The sequence below is a fragment of the Microbacterium sp. P26 genome (assembly GCF_023712585.1).
Lineage (GTDB): Bacteria > Actinomycetota > Actinomycetes > Actinomycetales > Microbacteriaceae > Microbacterium > Microbacterium algihabitans_A.
Genome location: NZ_JAMAXZ010000002.1, coordinates 546616 through 565316, shown reverse-complemented (window position 1 = coordinate 565316; position 18701 = coordinate 546616). Strand labels below are relative to the sequence as shown.

At 69.9% G+C, this 18701-nt stretch carries 17 protein-coding genes; 8 read left to right on the top strand and 9 right to left on the bottom strand.

Annotated elements, in window-relative coordinates:
- The first annotated feature begins 353 nt into the window (after positions 1–353).
- Positions 354–2822 (top strand): LuxR C-terminal-related transcriptional regulator, encoded by a 2469-nt coding sequence (locus M3667_RS06295; RefSeq protein ID WP_251506429.1) that lies wholly within the window; start codon positions 354–356, stop codon positions 2820–2822.
- Here the strand turns inward: M3667_RS06295 and M3667_RS06290 are convergent.
- Entirely contained in the window at positions 2800–3012 is a 213-nt protein-coding gene (locus tag M3667_RS06290; RefSeq protein WP_251506426.1) for a hypothetical protein, read from the bottom strand. The genes M3667_RS06295 and M3667_RS06290 overlap by 23 nt on opposite strands.
- A 31-nt stretch (positions 3013–3043) precedes the next feature.
- Positions 3044–3730: a DUF998 domain-containing protein gene (locus M3667_RS06285; RefSeq protein WP_251506425.1), complete on the bottom strand. Its 687-nt coding sequence runs from the start codon at positions 3728–3730 to the stop codon at positions 3044–3046.
- Positions 3731–4205: 475 nt separating this feature from the next.
- On the opposite strand from M3667_RS06285, the gene M3667_RS06280 reads away from it, so the two are divergent.
- A complete protein-coding gene (locus tag M3667_RS06280) occupies positions 4206–4424 on the top strand; it encodes a hypothetical protein (RefSeq protein WP_251506422.1) in 219 nt (72 codons plus the stop codon).
- Positions 4425–4597: 173 nt separating this feature from the next.
- Here the strand turns inward: M3667_RS06280 and M3667_RS06275 are convergent, their stop codons facing one another.
- Positions 4598–4975 carry a hypothetical protein gene (locus tag M3667_RS06275; RefSeq protein ID WP_251506420.1) on the bottom strand — a complete coding sequence of 126 codons (378 nt, stop codon included), beginning with the start codon at positions 4973–4975 and terminating at the stop codon, positions 4598–4600.
- Positions 4976–5055: 80 nt separating this feature from the next.
- Between M3667_RS06275 and M3667_RS06270 the strand changes: the two genes are divergently transcribed.
- Positions 5056–5646, top strand: a complete 591-nt coding sequence (locus tag M3667_RS06270; protein WP_251506416.1) for a MarR family winged helix-turn-helix transcriptional regulator — start codon at positions 5056–5058, stop codon at positions 5644–5646.
- A 23-nt stretch (positions 5647–5669) separates the two neighbouring features.
- Here the strand turns inward: M3667_RS06270 and M3667_RS06265 are convergent, their stop codons facing one another.
- Positions 5670–6377 carry a triacylglycerol lipase gene (locus tag M3667_RS06265; RefSeq protein ID WP_251506413.1) on the bottom strand — a complete coding sequence of 236 codons (708 nt, stop codon included), beginning with the start codon at positions 6375–6377 and terminating at the stop codon, positions 5670–5672.
- Between the two features lie 111 nt (positions 6378–6488).
- Here M3667_RS06265 and M3667_RS06260 point away from each other — a divergent pair, with 111 nt between their 5' ends.
- Positions 6489–6734 carry a hypothetical protein gene (locus M3667_RS06260; RefSeq protein ID WP_251506410.1) on the top strand — a complete coding sequence of 82 codons (246 nt, stop codon included), beginning with the start codon at positions 6489–6491 and terminating at the stop codon, positions 6732–6734.
- Complete coding sequence (locus M3667_RS06255) at positions 6734–8176, top strand: glycosyltransferase (protein ID WP_251506408.1); 1443 nt, start codon at positions 6734–6736, stop codon at positions 8174–8176. Before M3667_RS06260 ends, M3667_RS06255 begins: the two co-directional genes overlap by 1 nt.
- 152 nt (positions 8177–8328) lie before the next feature.
- Here the strand turns inward: M3667_RS06255 and M3667_RS06250 are convergent, their stop codons facing one another.
- The gene (locus M3667_RS06250; protein WP_144829610.1) at positions 8329–8517 is read right to left on the bottom strand and encodes a hypothetical protein; all 189 of its coding nucleotides are present in this window, start codon (positions 8515–8517) and stop codon (positions 8329–8331) included.
- Between the two features lie 89 nt (positions 8518–8606).
- Positions 8607–11213: an MMPL family transporter gene (locus M3667_RS06245; protein ID WP_251506405.1), complete on the bottom strand. Its 2607-nt coding sequence runs from the start codon at positions 11211–11213 to the stop codon at positions 8607–8609.
- 117 nt (positions 11214–11330) lie between these two features.
- Here M3667_RS06245 and M3667_RS06240 point away from each other — a divergent pair, with 117 nt between their 5' ends.
- The 3 genes from M3667_RS06240 (at position 11331) to M3667_RS06230 (ending at position 14208) form a co-directional block, all read left to right on the top strand.
- Complete coding sequence (locus M3667_RS06240) at positions 11331–11897, top strand: TetR/AcrR family transcriptional regulator (protein WP_251506402.1); 567 nt, start codon at positions 11331–11333, stop codon at positions 11895–11897.
- Positions 11898–12104: 207 nt separating this feature from the next.
- Entirely contained in the window at positions 12105–13127 is a 1023-nt protein-coding gene (locus M3667_RS06235; protein WP_251506399.1) for a TerC family protein, read from the top strand.
- Positions 13128–13242: 115 nt separating this feature from the next.
- On the top strand, positions 13243–14208 hold the full coding sequence (locus M3667_RS06230) for an LLM class F420-dependent oxidoreductase (protein WP_144829621.1): 966 nt from the start codon (positions 13243–13245) through the stop codon (positions 14206–14208).
- Between the two features lie 69 nt (positions 14209–14277).
- On the opposite strand, the gene M3667_RS06225 is transcribed toward M3667_RS06230, so the two are convergent.
- The 3 genes from M3667_RS06225 to M3667_RS06215 are packed head-to-tail and all read right to left on the bottom strand — an operon-like array spanning position 14278 to position 18657.
- Entirely contained in the window at positions 14278–15210 is a 933-nt protein-coding gene (locus tag M3667_RS06225; protein ID WP_251506397.1) for a helix-turn-helix transcriptional regulator, read from the bottom strand.
- A complete protein-coding gene (locus tag M3667_RS06220; RefSeq protein WP_251506394.1) occupies positions 15207–17366 on the bottom strand; it encodes a right-handed parallel beta-helix repeat-containing protein in 2160 nt (719 codons plus the stop codon). Before M3667_RS06220 ends, M3667_RS06225 begins: the two co-directional genes overlap by 4 nt.
- A complete protein-coding gene (locus tag M3667_RS06215) occupies positions 17359–18657 on the bottom strand; it encodes a glycosyltransferase (protein ID WP_251506392.1) in 1299 nt (432 codons plus the stop codon). The genes M3667_RS06220 and M3667_RS06215 overlap by 8 nt, the downstream gene beginning before the upstream one ends.
- Positions 18658–18701: the final 44 nt, after the last annotated feature.

Genomic DNA, 18701 nt, shown 5'->3' with positions numbered 1-18701 from the left:
GGTCGCCGCAGCATAGGCATGACTCCGAGACGTCTTGGCGCGCGCCGTCGCACCGCGGCGACGGGCGAAAGGCCGCGCTCGCCGATCAGCCACCGCGTCCGCGTAGCCCCGCTTGCCGACAGGGTCCCGCGCTGCGCAGCACCGCCGACCCACCGGCTGGACCGCCCGAGGGGTGAGAAAAAAGGGTGAAGAACAGGGGGTGATGAGGGGATGACAAGGGGGATGAAAGATCGCCGTTTCGACGGATCGGATGCCGCATCACCCCGAGGATCATCTCGACACGCACGGCACACCGCCGCGTGGAGATCGCGCTCGCCCGAGAGCGCCGACGTCGCGACAACCTGGAGGTACTCATGCTGATCGATGTGGAGACAGCGCCCGATGGCATCCGTGCGATCCGCCGGACCAGCCGATTCTGGACGACGCGCCACGAGGCGATCGACCGCGTGAGCGAGGCCATGTCGAGCGACGTCGTGCTCCTGCGAGGACCCGCCGGCGTCGGAAAGACCTCGCTGCTGCGCCAGTTCGCGGCCTCCATGGAGCACGATACGGAGCGCGGCGTGCAGTTCATCGATGGCGGTGTGACCGGTGCGAAGGAACTCTCGCGCGTCCTCGACGCCTTCTCTGACGGACCGAGCCTGCACGTGCTGCTGATCGACAACTTCAACGAGGCCGAGGGACTCACCACCGACGACGTCCTCGCGCTCCTGCGTGCCGACACGGCCCTTCGCATCGTCGTCGCCACCCGCCAGGCGACAGGGCTCGAGAGCCCGCTGGTCGCTCTCGAGTTCGACGTGCAGGTCGTCGCCGCCCCGCACCTGCTGATGTCGCAGGAGGAGGTGGCGTCTGTTCTCGCGCTCAACGGCGTCGAGAGCACGGAGGTCGGGGTCGAGACCCTCGTCGAGCGCACTCACGGCTGGCCGGCGCTGTGCCAGCTCGTCGCCGCACGTCTCCGGCTCGAGGGCCTGCCGTTGCGCACTCGGGAGGAGGCCATCGTCGCGGCGGAGCATGCCGGAGCGACCTTGACGGCCGACATGGAGGAGCGCCTGTCGCAAGTCATCACCGACGAGGTCCGACTGCTCGCGGTCGCCCCGTACGTCACCGTGCCCCTCGCGGACGCGCTGGGGATCGATCCGACCGTCGGCTCGGTGCGCGAGCTCTTGAGCGAACTGCAGAGTGCGGGGTTCATGTGGCCGAGCGCCACGCGCTTGACCCTCGCGGAGCCGGTCAGGGAGCAGTGGCTCCGCGACATCGGCACCCGGAAGCCCGATCTCGTCAGCTCCGCCCAGTCGAAGCTGCTCGACCACCTCGTCCGCGGCGGGGAGCAGGTGCGAGCCGCGCAGATGGCAGCCGACGCGGAACGGTGGGAGATGCTCGCCTCGATCCTGCGGTCCTCCGGACCCGAGATCTGGGCGCGCGACAAGGCGGCCTTCTCCCGACTGGTCGGCGTGCTGCGGACGACGGCACCGCTGACTCCGCGGACCATGGACGCGTTGCTCGCCCTCGATCCGCAGACCGCCTGCTCGGCCGAGACCCCGACCGCCGCCGTCCGGGTGCTGACGCAGCTGCCCGACGCCAAGAGCGCCTCATCGACCGATGTCGAAGCGCTCATCCTCCGCGTCGGGATCCTGCGGGCGGCCGGCCGTTTCGCGCTGGCGACCGAAGCCGCCTCCCTGCTCTCCGACGCGCTGCGCCGGTCCTCGGAATCCGGTTCGGACGCGACCGCCGAGGGGTGGTACCAGGTGGCCATGACCTCGTTCGCGATGGGCAAGCTGCGCGACGCCGGTCTCGCCCTGGCCCAGTCCGAGAGGGTCGCTCCCCCCGCCCGCAGACTCCGCGCCCGGGGGGCCCGCGCGATCATCGCCCTGATGGAGGGCGATGTCGCCGAGGCTCGCAACATCGCGCGTCAGAGCGCCGAGGACGATTGGGCGGCCTCGCCCTGGGGAGAGGGCATGCGCATCGCGACCGCGTGGCTCCTCCTCGAAGAGGGGGATGCCCCCGCTGCGAGATCGATCCTCGACGACGTCAGCGCCAGTGCGGGCGCCCGCGAGCTCTGGCCCTACGCCGCGGCCGTACACGTGCAGTCCTACCTGCTGTCCGAGGCGGCGCCCGATGCGCTCGGGCTGCTCCGCTCGTGGACCGCACGCGCGCGCAGCACGCCGCCCTCGCACTTCCAGTCGACGCAGATCCTCACCGCGCGCGCCCGGGTGCTGATCGCCCTGCGTCAGGCGCGCAAAGCACTGGCTCTGTTCGAAGGGCCGTTCGCTCTGTCGTCGACGACCGCTCCGGCGATCGCGCTCTCGCAGTTGTACGCCGGGCGCGCCCACGAGGCCTTCGTGATGAGCGTGAAGTGGGGTCTCCACCATGAGCCGTCACCGCGGGCAGCTCTGGAGAGCCTGGTCGTCAGCATCGTCGCCGACGTTCGTCTGAACGGCGTGGCCGCGCACCGCTCGGCCGTCCAGCGCGCCGAGGCACTGAGCATGCGCTATGGCCTGTGGAGTCCGTGGAGCGCGGTCGCTCCGGAGGATCGTGCCCTCGTGCTGCGGATGCTGTCACCGACGGCACGAGAGCAGGTGGAGAAGCGCGCCTCGTTCTTCGCGTCGTCGGTGAGCGTTCCGCACCTGACGCGCCGGGAGCAGGTCGTGCTGGCGCAGTTGACGCCGACCTCGACCATCGCGGACATCGCTCGAGCGCTGGTGGTCTCCCCCAACACGGTCAAGACCCAACTGCAGAGTCTCTACCGCAAGCTCGAGGTCTCCGACAGGTCGAGTGCGATCCGCGCCGCACACGCCTGGGGTCTCATCGAGACCGACGTGGAGTGATCGCACGGTCGCGGCGCCGGCGGCGCGCACGTCCGATGACGACGCGTGCGAGGACCAGCGCCGCGATCACGATCAGCACTCCCGGCAGCGATAGCGGAACACCCGCACCGCGCAGCACCGCGAGGATGACCAGAAGCGCGGCGAACGACAGCAGCCAGGTCAGCACCCGTCGAAGTCGGTGAAGTCGCACGCGAGCCACGGTAATCGCTCGGCGGACCGATTCAGACCGAGGTGCCCCGGCGTACGGCCTGGCGATGGTCGGCGGCGACCTGCAGTCCGAACACGCCGAACCAGGCGATCGCCAGTGTCGCGGCCGTGAACTCGAGGTTCCCGCCCAGCGCGGTGTCTCCGCGGAAGAGGGCGATCATCGCCCCGGTGAAGGAGGTGGCACCGACTGCGACGAGAGTGATCACGCTCGTCGCCCGCATCCAGGGACGACGGCGGATCACCGCGACCTGCCCCATGGCGACGATCGCAAGGACGAACCCCAACACAGCGAACGTGATGTGCAGGAGATCCTGAGGGAGCGAGCCGGGAGTGAAAGGGACGGGACAACCCGGCGAGCATGTGACGACGGAGGCGACGCCGAAGCAGAGCCCGCAGATCAGCAGGGTCGTCGCCACCGGCCATCCCACGACGTAGCCCACCGGTCGCGCGACGAGCGCGCGGTCCACCAACACCGCGGCTATGGCGAGCAGCAGCAGCGCGAGGTTGAACACCGGCGCCGTGGGCATCGCGGTCGCGCCCAACTGACTGACGTACTGCACGCTCGGATCCCAGGCACGACACAACCAGATGAGGGCGGCGCTACCGAATGCGGCGGCAGCGCCCACGTTCGCCAACAGAGCGGGCCGACGGGGGGCGTCTCGACGGACTCCCGAGACGGGCCGCTCGACGGTTTCAGTCATGGGTCCTCCCGGGTGGCGCCCGGCCACACTATCGCTTCGCCCCGTCGCCCCGCCCCGCGTGGTGAGGTGTTCGGCCGTCAGGGTGATTTCCGGGCCGTTGGGCTTCAGTCTGCCCACGCGACGTCGGATGCTTGGTTCAGCGGGCAGAGCGAACGCGGCGCATGCGAGCCGGGGGGCCGCAAACGCAAGATGCCGACGCTCTGCCCGCACCTTCTTCTCCGCGAGCGAACCGCCGCCAGCGTCTGATGATCTCTGATGCATCGACGGGTGATAACGCTCAGCCAGCCTCTCAGACCGCCTGCGCGACGTGCGATGCTCGACCTCGAGCAGCGGCGCGAACGGTTCTCCCCCAGGTTCCCGACCCGCCGACCGGCTGCTCAGGGAGGCACGGTTTCGCGGTCACGGCACCCGAACGGCGAGACCGTGCCTCCGCCCCGGCGGCTCGCTAGGCTAGCGGCGAACCGGAGGGAGCACCATGACGAAACGTTCGGCGCATCGCCCGGTGGCCGTTTTCCTCTGCGTCGCGTCGGCGGCGGTATTGGCCGCTCCCACGCTCTTCTTCCCGGCCGACTCACCCACGGAGCCCAAGCTGGGCCTGCTCGCGATCGGCACGATGCTCTTCGCCCTCGGGACGATCCGCATCCGCAGCGAGCACGCGACTCCGCCGATCGACGGAGACGTCACCGGGGACTGAGCGCCTCGAGTTCTTCCGCGGTGACGATCGAGATCGGTTCCGTGGGGAGGTCCCACGTGGCAGGAGGGTTCATTGCTCTCTTTCCTCGGTGGGAGACGTCGTTCGGCGACAGATCGGGGTGCGACGAAGACAGGACCACTCGAGGTCCCGTCCGACCGCCCCCTCGAACCCGCTCAGGCCGCTCGAGCGAGCGACCGAGCCGACTTGGCACCCTGCGAAGCAGGACGGGTGGCGGAGCCGGCCTGGGCCGGCTCGTCGACGGGGATGTCGAGGCTCAGCCCTCGCGAGGAGTTGGCGTCGTTCGCCATGCGCTTGAGGAGGTTCTGGTCGAGGGCCTCCGGCTGCTCGGAGTCGAAGACGAATCGCAGCGGAATGGACGGCTGCAGCCAGATCGTCGATCGGCCGGCGGGCTCGTCCGCGCCGTGGATCCACGAGAGCGTGAAGCTCTCGCCACGTCGCAGTTTCGTGGCAACCACGACTTTGACGTGCGCCAACATGCGGTCGTCGATGCTGATCGGCTCGGTCGTCGTGCCGTAGTAGAGCTTCGCCATGATGTACCCCTCTGCTCGTTGCTCGTTTGAGAACTTACTAGTTAGACTAGCGAATAGGCAAGCGAGATATTAGGAATCAGATGACGATCGAAGATCCGTCACCGCCCTCGTACTGGTACAGCGAGAACCGTGAAGACGAGCGCGGAGCGCGCATCATGGAGGCCATGCGGTCGTACCGCGCGGCCGAGATGACGATGCGCCGACGCACGCAGGACTCGATGGCGATGGGCGAGAGCGAACTGCTCGTCCTGCGCTTTCTCACGCGCGCGGCCAGTGCCCACCGCGACGTGACCCCGATCGATCTCGCCCGTCACCTGGGCGTGTCCACGGCATCGGTCACCGCCCTCCTCGACCGCCTCGAGCGCTCAGGTCACCTGACCCGCACGCCGCACCCCGTGGACCGCCGCAAGGTGCTCGTCTCCACGACCACCCACGCGGATGACGAGATGCGCGAGACCCTCACCGCGATGCACGCGCGAATGATGCAGGCCACACGCGGCATGACCGAGAGCGAGACCGATGCCGTGACGGCGTTCCTCCTTCGCATGCGCTGCGCCGTCGCTGATTCGTGCGCCGACGCCGGCGACACCTGCTGCATGATCGCCCGGGCTTCGTCCGCGGCATCCGACACCGTCTCCGGACCGCCCGTCGCCCGTCCCGACGCCGCGTGACGGCCACCACGCGGGCGGAGAGATCATTCCGCCACGCGGACGACCTCTTCCACCACGCGAGGATCGGCGAGCACGCGGAAATGGCCGCCCGTGGACAAGGGCACGTTGCGTGCGCCCGCCAGCTCGCTGCCCTCCGGGATGTGCGGGTCGAAGACGCCGTAGATCGAGACGATGCGCGCATTGACCTCGACGGCCGCGGACAGCGCCCGCATCGTGGCGTCTCCTGACGCGAAGGCGCGCAAGGAGGGCGTCGGCATGACCCTGCTGTAGCGCGAGCCGCCGAACGGCGTCGCTACGGCCACCATCGCCCTGACGCGGTCGCCGAGCGGGCTGAACGCCATCAGGTGCTTGCCGATGAGGCCACCTTTGCTGTGCGCCACCAGCACGACGTCGTCGAGGCCCCTCCTCTCGAGGAGAGAGCCCAGACGGCGCGCCTGCTCCGTGATCGGTCGACGGTTGTCGCCGAGCTCGGTCACCGCGTGGACGGGGTGGCCCCTGTCGTGCAGCACGCGGGCGAGGGGTTCGAGGAAGCGCCAGGTCTCATAGATGCCCGGCAGCAGGACGATCGGCGTGCCGGTTCCGCCCGTCAACCCATCGGGGAGCGACCGGCCGAAGGCCGCCCGTCGCTGAGCGGCGAGCGCGTAGCCGTAATCGCGCACCCACCACCCCAGGTTCCGCGCCCGGGCACCGGGCGTCTTCGAGTCGCGTGGGGGCACGGCATCCGTCGACATCCGCCCATCCTCGCGGCCTCATCGTGAGCGCGGAGGCGGGTTGCTCCGCACAGGCCTCCGTGCGACGCAACCCCGGCGTCCGCCCCGCTGCAGCCGCCGTAGGGTGTCGCCATGGAAACCTCGGACATCCGCTGGAACGAGCCGGCCCGCCAGAAGATCCTCGACGACGCCGACAAGGTGCTGCGCGAGGCCGTCGTCGCCGTGGCACGCGAGGGCGAGGGGATCTCGTCGGACGAGGCCTTCGCCCAGATCAACGCCCGGATCAAGGATCGCTTCATCGACTACGAGCCCGGCCCCGACATCCGCACCTACGCCGACGCGATCGCCGCCGGGGAGATCCCCACCGACGACGCGTGATGGCCCGCGGTTCCCTTCTCCCCGCCGGCCGGCAATTCGTCCTGACCTGGGGCGTTCCACGCGATTACGGCGGTCTCACCGCGGCGCTGTTCCAACGCTCGCGGCTGTTCGCCGGGCTCGGGAAGACGGCGGTGAACGTCCTCACCTGCGACGATCGCGACGACCGGGTGGCGGTGGCCGCCGAGCTCGCTCGTCGCGGAGCCCTCGCCGACGGGGTGCGACTGACCAATCTCTGGGATTGGCTGCGCGAGAACGAGCTGCGGGGTCGGGCCGTCGGCACGGGAGCGGGTTTCTCCCCCCTCGGAGTCGACGCGGATGCCGAGCACTCCGGCGAGACGCTCGTGCGACGGATCCGCACCGATGCCACCGGTGCCGTTGCCCAGATCGACCATCTGCGCCCGGACGGGACCCTTGCCGCGAGCGACCGGCGAGACGTACCGCACGCCTCCGGACGCGTACGTCGCGTGATCGTGACGTGCGACGCGACCGGTGCACCTCGGTCGGCGTGGCGGGGGGTGCGTGAGCTCTACGCGGCGTGGCTCGACCGGCTCACCGCCGGCGGACCCTCCTTCCTGCTCGTCGACAGCAAGGCGATGGCGCGGTTCGCGGCGGGATACCGCCGGCCCGGCGTCACGGTGCTGCACGTGGTGCACGGCTCGCACCTCGCCGACGACGGCACCTCGATCCGCCCCTCGCGTGCGGAGGTCTTCTCGCGCCTGAGCGCGTTCGACGCCGTCGTGTTCTGCACCGCACGCCAGGCGGGCGACGTCCGACGAGAGGTGGGGGTGCTCCCCCTGTTGGCCGCTGTTCCGCATCCGGTGACGATCCCCGAAGCCGACCTCGATCGGCCGCGATCGGGTGCGACGGTGATCGCTCGCCTCGAACCCATCAAGCGGGTCGAGGATGCGATCGAGGCCGTCGCCCGTGCCCGCTCCCGCCTGGGCGACCTGACCCTCGACATCTACGGCGACGGCCCCGCACGCCTTCCTCTCGAACGGCTCGCCGGAGAGGGAGTCCGCTTACGAGGATTCCAGCCCGGGGCCCGGGACACCCTTGCGTCGGCCGGGTTCCTCCTGCTGACCAGCCGATCGGAGGCCTTCTCGCTCGTGGTCGCCGAAGCGATGGCGGCGGGCTGCCTCCCGATCGCCTACGACGTGGCGTATGGGCCTCGTGAACTGATCGCTCACGGCAGCACGGGGTGGCTGGTTCCCCCCGGTGACGTGGATGCGCTCGCCGACGCCCTCGTCGCCGCCTCCTCCCTCGACGCCGCATCTCTGCAACGCATGCGGCGTCGTGCGCGCGACCGCGCCCGCGCATACGACGAGAACGCCGTGCTCGCGCGGTGGGGGCTCACGCTTCGGCGCGCCCGACGTCGGCACCGCGTGCGTCAGTCCACCTGGCGTGTGCGCGAAACCCTTCGGCGCCGCCTTCGGATTGGCTGAATTCCGGCAGGACAGCCGGCGGCCGGGCGTACTGTTTCTGTACCCGGCCCCGGCATCGCCGGCGCGGATGACGCCTCGTCTCGGCGTCCGCGACGACTCCCGCCCGTCGAGCCTGTCCCCCACCTGGCTCCGGACGGGGGTCGTCGTCCGGCTCAGCGGTCCTCGCCGTAGCCCTTGATGCTGCGCAGGTCGTCCTTCAGGTCCTGCTGGGCCGGGTCGTCGTCCTGCACCGCAGCGTCCGCCGCCCGCTGCTCACGCGCGCCGTCCTTCTTCTCCTCGACTCCGGCGTCGGTGGCGCCGTCCATGACGGGAGCGTCCTGGGTCTCTTCGCGATCGGTCATCGTCGTCCTCCTCGATACGGGTCGTGACCGCATCCTCCCCTCCGCGCGAGGGGATCGGCCGGGGCTTGCGCACCCCCGGCCGCGGATGCTCAGACGCCGCGGTGCGACGGGTGCCGGCGCTCGAGCGCCGAGCCCTCCACGTCGACGTTCGGCACGATGCGGTCGAGCCATTTCGGCAGCCACCACGCGGCTCCGCCGAGCACGTGCATGAGGGCCGGCATCAGCAGCATGCGCACGATGAAGGCGTCGAACAGCACGCCCAGGGCGAGCCCGAGCCCCATCGATTTGATGATGACGGAATCGGAGGCGATGAAGCCGGAGAACACCGCGATCATGATGATCGCCGCCGCGGCGACCACGGTGCGTCCCGCCCGGAAGCCCTGCGCGACCGCGAGTCGCGGAGCGGCGCCGTGCGCCCAGGCCTCGCGCATACCGGTGGCGAGGAACAGCTGGTAATCCATCGCGAGCCCGAACAGGATGCCGACCAGGATCACCGGGAGGAAACTCAGGATCGGCCCGGGGTTGTGGACTCCGAGCACCTCGCCGAGCCAGCCCCACTGGAAGACGGCGGTCACCGCCCCGTAGGTGGCGAACAACGACAGCACGAACCCGAGGGTGGCGATCAAGGGCACCAGGAGCGAACGGAAGACCGCCACCATGATGAGGAACGACAGCCCGACGACGACGACGAGGTAGATGGGCAGGACGTCGGCGAGCCCCTCGGAGATGTCGATGTTGATGGCCGCGGCCCCGGCCACCCCGAGCACGATGTCTCCATCGACCGGCGGGATGGCGCGCAGATCGCGCACGAGTCGATCGGTCGACTCCGCATTGGGCCCCTCGGCGGGGATCACCTGGAAGGCGGCGAGACGGCGGTCCTCCGACACGGCGACGGGCGCCACGGCCACCACGTCGTCTTGAGCGAAGAGCTCGCGGGCGACGTCGAGCTGGATGCCTTGCACGTCGGCCTCGGCCGTGTCAGCCGGCAGCGCCGCGGTCACCAGCAGAGGAGCGTTCGCTCCGGCGCCGAACGCGTCTTCGGTCCAGGTGAAGGCCTGGTACGCGGTCGAGTCCTCCGCCTCCGAGCCGCCGTCGGGAAGTCCCAGACGCATCGACAGCGCGGGGATGGCGACAACGAGCAGGGCGAGGGTCGCCACGAGCATCGTGACGACCGCCCGCACGGTCGACATGGGTGCGACGGGCGTGCCGACGAGGGGGATCGAACCGGTGCGGGCGGCGCGGCGCGGATGCTCCTCGGCATCCGTCGGAGCGACTCCCGTGCGGGCGGCGCGGCGCGGGTGTTCGGCCGCGTCGAGCGCGGCGACGCGGGCGCGGGCGCGACGGCTGAGGATCCGCAGCCCCGCGAGACCCAGCAGCGCGGGAGTGAGCGAGACCGCGATGAGGACGGCGACCAGGACGCTGACCGCGCCCGCGGTGCCCATCAGCCCCAGGAACGGGATGCCGGTGATGTTCAGGGCCAGCAGCGCCACGATGACCGTCGTGCCGGCGAAGACCACGGCGTTTCCCGCGGTGCCGTTGGCGAGGCCGATCGACTCGACCACGTCCGCCCCCTGCAGGACCTGCCGGCGGTGACGGTAGAGGATGAACAGCGCGTAGTCGATGCCGACGGCGAGGCCGAGCATGACTCCGAGGATGGGGGTGACGGATGCCATCTGCACGACACCCGAGAACGACAGGGTCGCCATGGCACCGATGGCGACACCCACGAGCGCCGTGATGATCGGGAAGGACGCCGCCAGCAGCGAGCCCAGCACGACGATCAGCACGATCGCGGCGATCGCGACACCGATCGCCTCGCCGACGCCGAGGATCTCGGGCACCCCCTGCGAGATCTCGGTGTTGAACGCGACGTCGACGCCGTCGACCGGGTCCGAGGCGAAGTGGGCGACAACCGCCTGCTTCGATTCCTCCGAGAGCTCGAGCCGGGGCTCGCTGAAGGACACGTTGACGATGGCCGTCGAGCCGTCCTCGGACACCAGTCGCACGGCATCCGCGAATCCGAGCAGCTCCGAGCCCTGGTCGAGCTGGGTCTGCTGCGCCTCGAGCTGCGCCTGACCGTCCGTCAGCTGCGTCTGCTGGTCGCCGAGCGCGGCGCGCTGCTGGTCGAGCTGGCTCTGCTGCGCAGAGAGTGCCGACAGCTGCGCGGTCTTCTGAGCCTCCGGCAGGGGCGCCGCTTCGAGCTGCGCGCGCGCCGCGTCGAGCTGCTGCTGGCCCGCGTCGAGCTGAGCGGTGCCGGCGTCGAGCTGCTGTTGGCCCGAGGTGAGCTGCGCGCGTGCCGCCTCGAGCTGCTGAGCACCGTCGGTGACCTGCTGCCGCTGGTCGTCGAGCTGCTGCTGCGCCGAGAACGGGTCCGTCACGCGCGCCACGTCGGGGAGGTCGCCGGCGGAGGCGACCAGCGCGCTGATGGCGCTCTTCTGCGCGTCGTCGAGGGCCGAACCGTCGTCGGTGCGGAACACGACCGCTCCCGCTGCCCCGGCGAAGTCGGGCAACTCGCCCTCGAGCTCGGCGATGACGTCGCCGGATGCCGTGCCGGGGATGTCGAAGCTCGAGCTCAGGCCCTTGAATCCGATCAGGAAGCCGCCGACGACGACGCCGAGGATGACCACCCAGGCCACGATGACCGTCCACGCGCGCCGAGCGGCGAAAGTCCCGAGACGGTGAAGAAATTCGGCCATGCGGTGTTCCTCTCGTGCGGTGCGCACGCAGGAGCACCGTCGGCTCCGACCAGTGGGGCTAAGATAACACGCACCGTCTCGTCTCGATCCCGTTCGACATCGTCCAGAATGTGTGTCATGGCACTTCCGCGCAGTGGCCCGATCCGCAGCGAAGCCGCGCGCCTGGCCATCCTCGACGCGGCCGTCGCCCTGTTCGCCGAGCACGGCTACGACCACCTGACGATCGAGGGCATCGCGCGCCGCGCCGGCGTGGGGAAGCAGACGATCTACCGCTGGTGGCCGAGCAAGGGCGATGTGCTCGCCGAAGCGATTCTCGAGGGACGACTGCTCGGACCCCAGCGCGAGGTCCCCGACACCGGCGACCCGCGCGCCGACCTGGCCACGTGGCTGACCGAGATCTTCACCCTGCGCGCGAGCGCCGACGGAGAAGGACTGCTGCGCTCCCTCGTCGCCGCCTCCGCCGGCAGCGCCGAAACCGGTCGGCGCCTGCGATCCGAGATCCTGGCCGCGCCACTGATGGACCGCTTGTCACGAGCGATGGGCGACGCCGGCGGTCCGCGTCTCGAAGCGGCCGCCGATGCTCTCCTCGGAGCGGTGATCCTGCGCGCGCTGAGCCGTGAGCACTTCGACTCCGCCGACATGCTGGCGCTGGTCGACGTCGTCGTCGGCCCACCCCGGCGCTGAGCGAGCTACCACAACGGGACTCTCAGCGTCCAGCCCCGCAGCGCACAGCGGCATCCCGTACAATCGCTCTCAACAAGGGGAGTACTCCCACCGCGACGATCTCGTCAATACGGACCACGCCATCGTGAGCCCGGGACGTCGGCCCTCTCGCCGGGGCGGAAGAGACCTTGGTGTCTTGTCGTACACCTATCTCCCTTGGAGGTCGCCATGGGCGTCACCCCCCTCATCTGGATCATCACGATCGCGGTCACCATCGCGTTCTTCGTGTTCGAGTTCTTCGCGCACGTGCGCAAGCCGCATGAGCCGACGATCGGCGAATCCGCGCGCTGGTCCGCCTTCTACATCGGGCTCGCGCTCCTGTTCGGCGTCGGCATCGGCGTCGTGTCGGGTTGGACCTACGGTGGTGAGTACTTCGCCGGGTACCTGACCGAGAAGGCACTGTCGATCGACAACCTCTTCGTCTTCCTCATCATCATGACCGGCTTCGCTGTGCCGAAGAAGTATCAGCAGAAGGTGCTGATGGTCGGCATCGTGATCGCGCTGATCATGCGCGGTGCGTTCATCGCCGTCGGCGCCGCCCTCATCGAGAACTTCTCGTGGATCTTCTACATCTTCGGTGCCCTGCTGCTGTTCCTGGCCTACCGCCAGGCCTTCGCACACGGCGAGAGCGACCCGGCCAACGGCAAGTTCATGAGGTTCGTCCGCCGCGTCCTCCCCGTCACCGAGGAGTACAGCGAAGACAAGCTGACCGTGAAGAAGGACGGCAAGCGCTTCGTCACCCCGATGCTGCTGGTCATCATCGCGATCGGCTTCATCGACCTCGTCTTCGCCGTCGACTCGATCCCCGCGATCTACGGCCTGACGAACGAGGCGTACATCGTCTTCACCGCCAACGCCTTCGCTCTGATGGGCCTGCGTCAGCTCTACTTCCTCATCGGCGGCCTGCTCGAGCGCCTGGTCTACCTCGCCCAGGGCCTCGCCGTCATCCTGGCCTTCATCGGCGTCAAGCTCGTGTTCCACGCCCTGCACGTCAACGAGCTGCCCTTCATCAACGGCGGCGAGCCGCTGCTGTGGGTGCCCGAGATCCCCATCTGGTTCTCGCTGTTGTTCATCGCCGCGACCGTCGCCGTCGCCACGATCGCGAGCCTGCGCAAGACCCGCAACGATGACAAGAAGAAGGAACGCGAGACCTTCGACGGCGAGAAGGTCATCCACGCCCCCGAGGACTGACGCTTCGACGACGGGCCCGCGGCAACCGCCGCGGGCCCGTCGTCGTTCCCTGCCGCATCCGAGGTGTCGGCGCAACCCCGGCGATCCCCCTCGAGATCGCACCTACCGTGGCCGCATGACGCGATTCGGCTACACCCTCATGACCGAGCAGAGCGGCCCCAAGGCCCTCGTTGACTATGCCGTCGGCGCCGAACGCGCCGGCTACGACTTCCTCGTCTCCAGCGATCACTACTCGCCGTGGCTCACCAGCCAGGGGCACGCCCCCTACGCGTGGACGGTTCTCGGCGCGGTCGCGCAGGCGACCACCGATGTCGAACTCATGACCTATGTCACCTGCCCGACGATCCGGTATCACCCGGCCGTTGTTGCTCAGAAGGCCGCGACCCTGCAGTTGCTCTCCGACGGGCGCTTCACGCTCGGCCTCGGTTCGGGTGAGAACCTGAACGAGCACGTGGTCGGAGAGGGGTGGCCCGCGGTGCACGCGCGTCAGGACATGCTCGTCGAGGCGATCGAGATCATCCGCGCCCTGCACACGGGCGACCTCGTGACCTACGACGGCGAGTACTTCCGCGTCGATTCCGCTCGCGTCTGGGACGCTCCCGAGGGCGGGGTCCCGATCGGCGTCGCTGTGTCGGGCGAGCACTCCATCAAGCGGTTCGCCCCACTGGGCGACCACCTCATCACCACCGAACCCGAAGCGGACCTCATCGCCGGATGGGACGAGCACCACGAGGGCGAGTCCCGCAAGATCGGCCAGATCCCCATCAGCTGGGACCCGGACAAGGGCGCCGCGATCGAGCGCGCGCACGATCAGTTCCGGTGGTTCGCCGGCGGATGGGCCGTCAACTCCGACCTGCCGACCCCGGCCGGATTCGCGGGGGCGTCGCAGTTCGTGCGCCCGGAGGACGTCGCCGATTCCATCGCATGCGGTCCCGATCTCGATGAGCTCGCCGAGAGCGTGCGCCCGTTCATCGACGCCGGCTTCACCGACATCGCCATCGTGCAGGTCGGCGACGCTCAGCAGCAGCGGTTCGTCGACGAGGTCGCAGCTCCCCTGCTGGAGAAGCTCCGCGCCCTCTGATCGCCCCGGCGCCGACACGTCGCGGGGGCGCGCACCTCGTGCGTCCCCCGGCGGCATTCGGGGGGCGCCTCAGCGGGTCGCGACGTATCCCGCCTCGCGCACCCACTCCTCGAGACGCCACACCGGGAGGCGGAAGACCCGCGCCACGGCGACGGGGGAATGGTTCGCCTCGGCCACTGCGGCGATCGCGAACTCGCGGAGCGAACGGAACTCCCGACCCGCGAGCACTCCCTCGCGGAGGTCGGCGAACGTTCGCGGCTGTCGGGGCGGGGTCTGACCCTGCGCCACCAAGACGTACGGCGACATCTGTTCGACCCCGTGGGCGGCCGCACGGCGGTGCACCGACTCCGCGGTGGACGTGGCGTGCGAGGCGGTGTCCCCGCGACCCGCGTCGATCACTCCGGCGGGCACGTGGCTCGACACGGGCACGCTGACGGAGGCCACGGGCGGTGCCGGTACCGGAGCAGTCCACGGGGCGGGCGGAAGCGAGCCTCCCCACGTCTTCTCGGTCGGGGTCGCCGCCGGTGGCGCGGGGCGTGCGCCCGAGGTCGCCTCCGGCATCGCCGGTGCCGCCACGGCCGTCGTCCAGGCCGCGGGCGGAAGGTCGCCTCCCCAGACGACCTCGCTGGGCACGACGTAGGGGCTGGGCGCCGGCGCGGCTTTCGCCTCGGGCATCCACGGCGCCGGAGGGAGTTCGCCGCCCCAGATGACCTCGCTGGGAACGACGTAGGCGCTCGCGGGCTCGGCCGGTGCCGCAGCGCGTACCGGGTCGGCGAAGAGCTCGGCGACGTCGACCTCGAAGGTCTCGGCCAGGGCGACGAGTGTCGCCAGCGAGGCCGTCGTCCGACCGGCTTCGAGTGCGCGCACCCGCGACTCCGACAGCCCCGCCTCGAAGGACAGGGCCGTGATCGACAGATCGCGTTCCTCGCGCATGCGGCGCACGCGAGAGGCCAAGGTGCGCAGGACTTCGTCGAGGCGATCCGCCTCCGGTGCGTCGTTCACGCGCTCACTCCCGTCTCACGCGAGGCGCGATCGGCCTCGTCGACCCACTGTTGCAGACGCCACTGCTGTATCCGGAACAGGCGCGCGATGGTGGTGACGGAGTAACCGCCCTCCCGCACCGCCGCGACGGCGAAGTCCTGGAGTGAGGCGAACGTGCGCCCCTCCAGGGGCCCCGTCCGCAGATCGGCGAAGGATCGGGGCCGAACGCGCCCCGGACGGACCCCACCACGCGGGGTCGCAACCGGCTCCGCCGTCGCGAACCGCTCCCCCGGCGTCCACGATCCCGGACCCCGCGGAATGCGTGAGCCCGCGACACCGGCGGGCGTCGGAGACGTCGCTCCGACGAGCACAGGAGCGCCCACTTCCGCCGGCTCCTCGTCGACCGGGCGCGCCGCTTCGACGACGCCTCCCGGGTAGGCGGCCATCTGCTCCTCACCGTGGCGCAGCAGTGCCTCACGCAGCAGGTCGCGCAAGCGCTGATGCTCGCGACGGCGACGCCACAGCACGGGCACGCCGATCGCGGGGATCAGCAGCACGAGGGCCCACATCCACATCATCGGATGCTCGTTCATCCACCCGACCCATGCCCACTGGAACGTCCAGGCGGACTGATCGTTGTCGGCCTGCATGGTGCGCGCCCCCGACCAGAGGGCGACCGCGTCCTGTCCGACGCCGCGCAGCACGTTGCCGGTGATGTCGGCGCGGGCTCCCTCAGCCAGTTCGACCGCGTATCCGGATGCCACGGTCATGTCGTTGCCGCGCACGATGACGGCCGCGCGCGTCAACTCCAGCGCGATACGGCGGCCCACCACGCGCGAGTCGGACACCGTGGCATCCGTGATCTCGCCCGAGATGTCGAGACCGCGCAGATCTGCGGACGACAGATCGGCGTTCGTGACGGTCAGCCCCGTGGAGGGCCCCTCGATGAGGACGGCCGTGCGCGTCTCGTCGACGGTGGTGCGCCGGATCTCGGTGTCGTCGGTCGAGATGACCCGCACACCGCCCTCGCGATTGCCCGAGATGCGGGACTCGGTGAGCGTGAGCCCCTGGGAGGGGGTGAGACCGTAACCGCCGGTCGTCGGTCCGTCGGCGAGCGCGGCTCCGTCGACCCGGACACCCCACCCGGCCGATCCCTCGACGGTGACGTCGTCGAGAGTGACGGCGCTCGACTGCCGCGAGACGGCGATCCCGTCGCCCCCGGACCCGGTGATGCTCGTCTTCTCGATGGTCGTGTCGCTCGCGCCGTTCGTGACCTCCACGCCGGTCAGCGTCGAATCGTCGAAGCGGGAATCGGAGATCTTGATGCCGGTGGTGTCGGACCCGAAGAACCCATAGTGCAGTCCCGTCGTCGTCACGTCCTGCAACGCGGCGATCGACCCGCTGCCGCTCCCCGTGATCGAGATTCCGCCCGTGCGACCGCTCCAGAAGCCGAGATCAGAGAGACGTGTCGACACCAGGCCCAGGATGCCGTCGCGCACGCGGATGTACGCGCGACCGTCGCTCTGATCGGCGTCGGGTGCGGCCAGCGTGTCGTCCCAGCTGGTCACGGTGACGGGGTGGTCGACTGTTCCGCCGATCGCGAGGATGCCGCCCCAGCCCACGATGCTCGTGGTGGTGTCCGCCGTGCTGAGCAGGCGCAGGGTGTCCGTGCCCTGAGCTGCGCTCGGATACAGGTCGAGTTCGGCGCCCGCGCGGATGACGACGTTGCGAACGAGGGTCGCGGTCGTGTCGTCGTCGACGCGCACGGCCCCGAGGGCCACGAGGTCGCCGAACAGGTAACCCGTCTGCTGACCGTTGCGAGGAGCCAGCACCACGGTGTTCCAGGTGTCCAGCAGAGCGGGATCGCCCGCGGGCAGCGCGGCCACCGCGGAGAGCCGGGCGTCCTCCGCCGCGACCCTCTCGGCAGGCGTCTTCGTCTTCTCCGAATCGACGGAACCCGCCGAGCCCGACGGAGACGGCGCGACGAGGGGCGTGTCGGACTGTGCGGCCGCGTCCACCCACGGCAGGAACGTGCCGGTGTGCACGAAGTTGCCCGTCAGGACGACCCCCACGACCAGCACCACGACGACGACCACCATGGCCACTCGAACCGGGCCGCGGATGCCGGGCCGGGCGTCCCCGCGCTCCTCCGCCGTCAGCGCGCCATCGTCATCCACGGCTCACCTCGCCGGTCGCCGCCTCAGCGTGCGCATCCGCACTCGACAGGCCGACGCTCGCCGCCGACTGCCCCTCGCCCCCGAGGCTCGCCTCGGTCTGGCCCTCGCCGCCCGTGGCATCCGCCGAACGCGTCAGCCACCCCTGCTTGTTCATCGTGAACAGCGCGTAGACCTTGATGGGCAGCGCCACGAGGATGATCACGAGGGTGACGAGCGGGAGAAGCACGATGTCCTCGGGCCGCCGCCACAGATGCGACATGCCGCGGATGCCGCGACCGACGAACAACCACAGCACGGCCAGTCCGAGGGCGAGCCAGGGGTGGGAAGAACGCACGGAGAGCGCGATGTAACCGAGGGCGACGAACATCGTGAACGGGGTGAGCAGGATCTGCATCATCGTGATCTGCGAGATCAACGGCACCTTGAACACCCAACCGTGCCGGATCGCCGTGAGATAGCAGCGGTAGGAGTTCCGACTCCATCGCACCCGCTGCTTCACGAACGCCCGGAACGTGCCGGGGAACATCGACAGAGCCCGCGCACTGTCCTGATGCGCGACGCGGAATCCCTGCGACAGCACGAGCCACGTCATCCGGCCGTCGTCTCCGGCCACGCACTCGCGCCCGAAGAAGATCTCGTGCTCGAGGTCTTCGACGCGCGGCTGGATCACGGTGCGGCGGTACGCGGCGGTACGACCCGAGGCGCAGATGATCCCCCCGAACCGTCCCATCGCGGGGGCGTAGTCGGTGTAGCGCAGGTCGATGATCCAGTCCGCGACGCGGCGCCACACGCTCGATCGCGGCAGGTAGACGTTCTGACGGGTGCTGACGGCGCCGACCGCCGGATCGATGAACGGCATCTGCACGGCGGCGAGCATGCCCTCGTCCCACGCCGTGTCGGAGTCGACGAACACGATGAGCTCGGTGTCGACCATCCGGATGCCGACGCCGAGGGCCGACCGTTTGCCCCGGTGCGGGAACATGACGACGTCGACGCCCGGGATGCCGAGGGCCTCGATGCGCCGTTGGGCCTCGACGTCGGCGAGGTCGAGCACGATGATGATGCGCGACGGCCCCTGTCGCACCCAGGTGCGAAGGCATCGCACGAGCACGTCGGGGTCCTCGTGGAACGACGGGACGACGACGGTCGTGGTCGTGCGGAAGGCGTTCCGCACGGGACGGGCGGTGGCGGCGAGGATCTTGCGCACCAGCCAGAAGCCCCACGAGACGATCCCGAGGTAGCCGAAGGGCAGCACCCACATGAGCTGCTCACCGAATGAGCCGTCGTGCACCGTGTCCCCTCCTGACGGCCAATGCCGTCGGCTGCGCCAGGGGA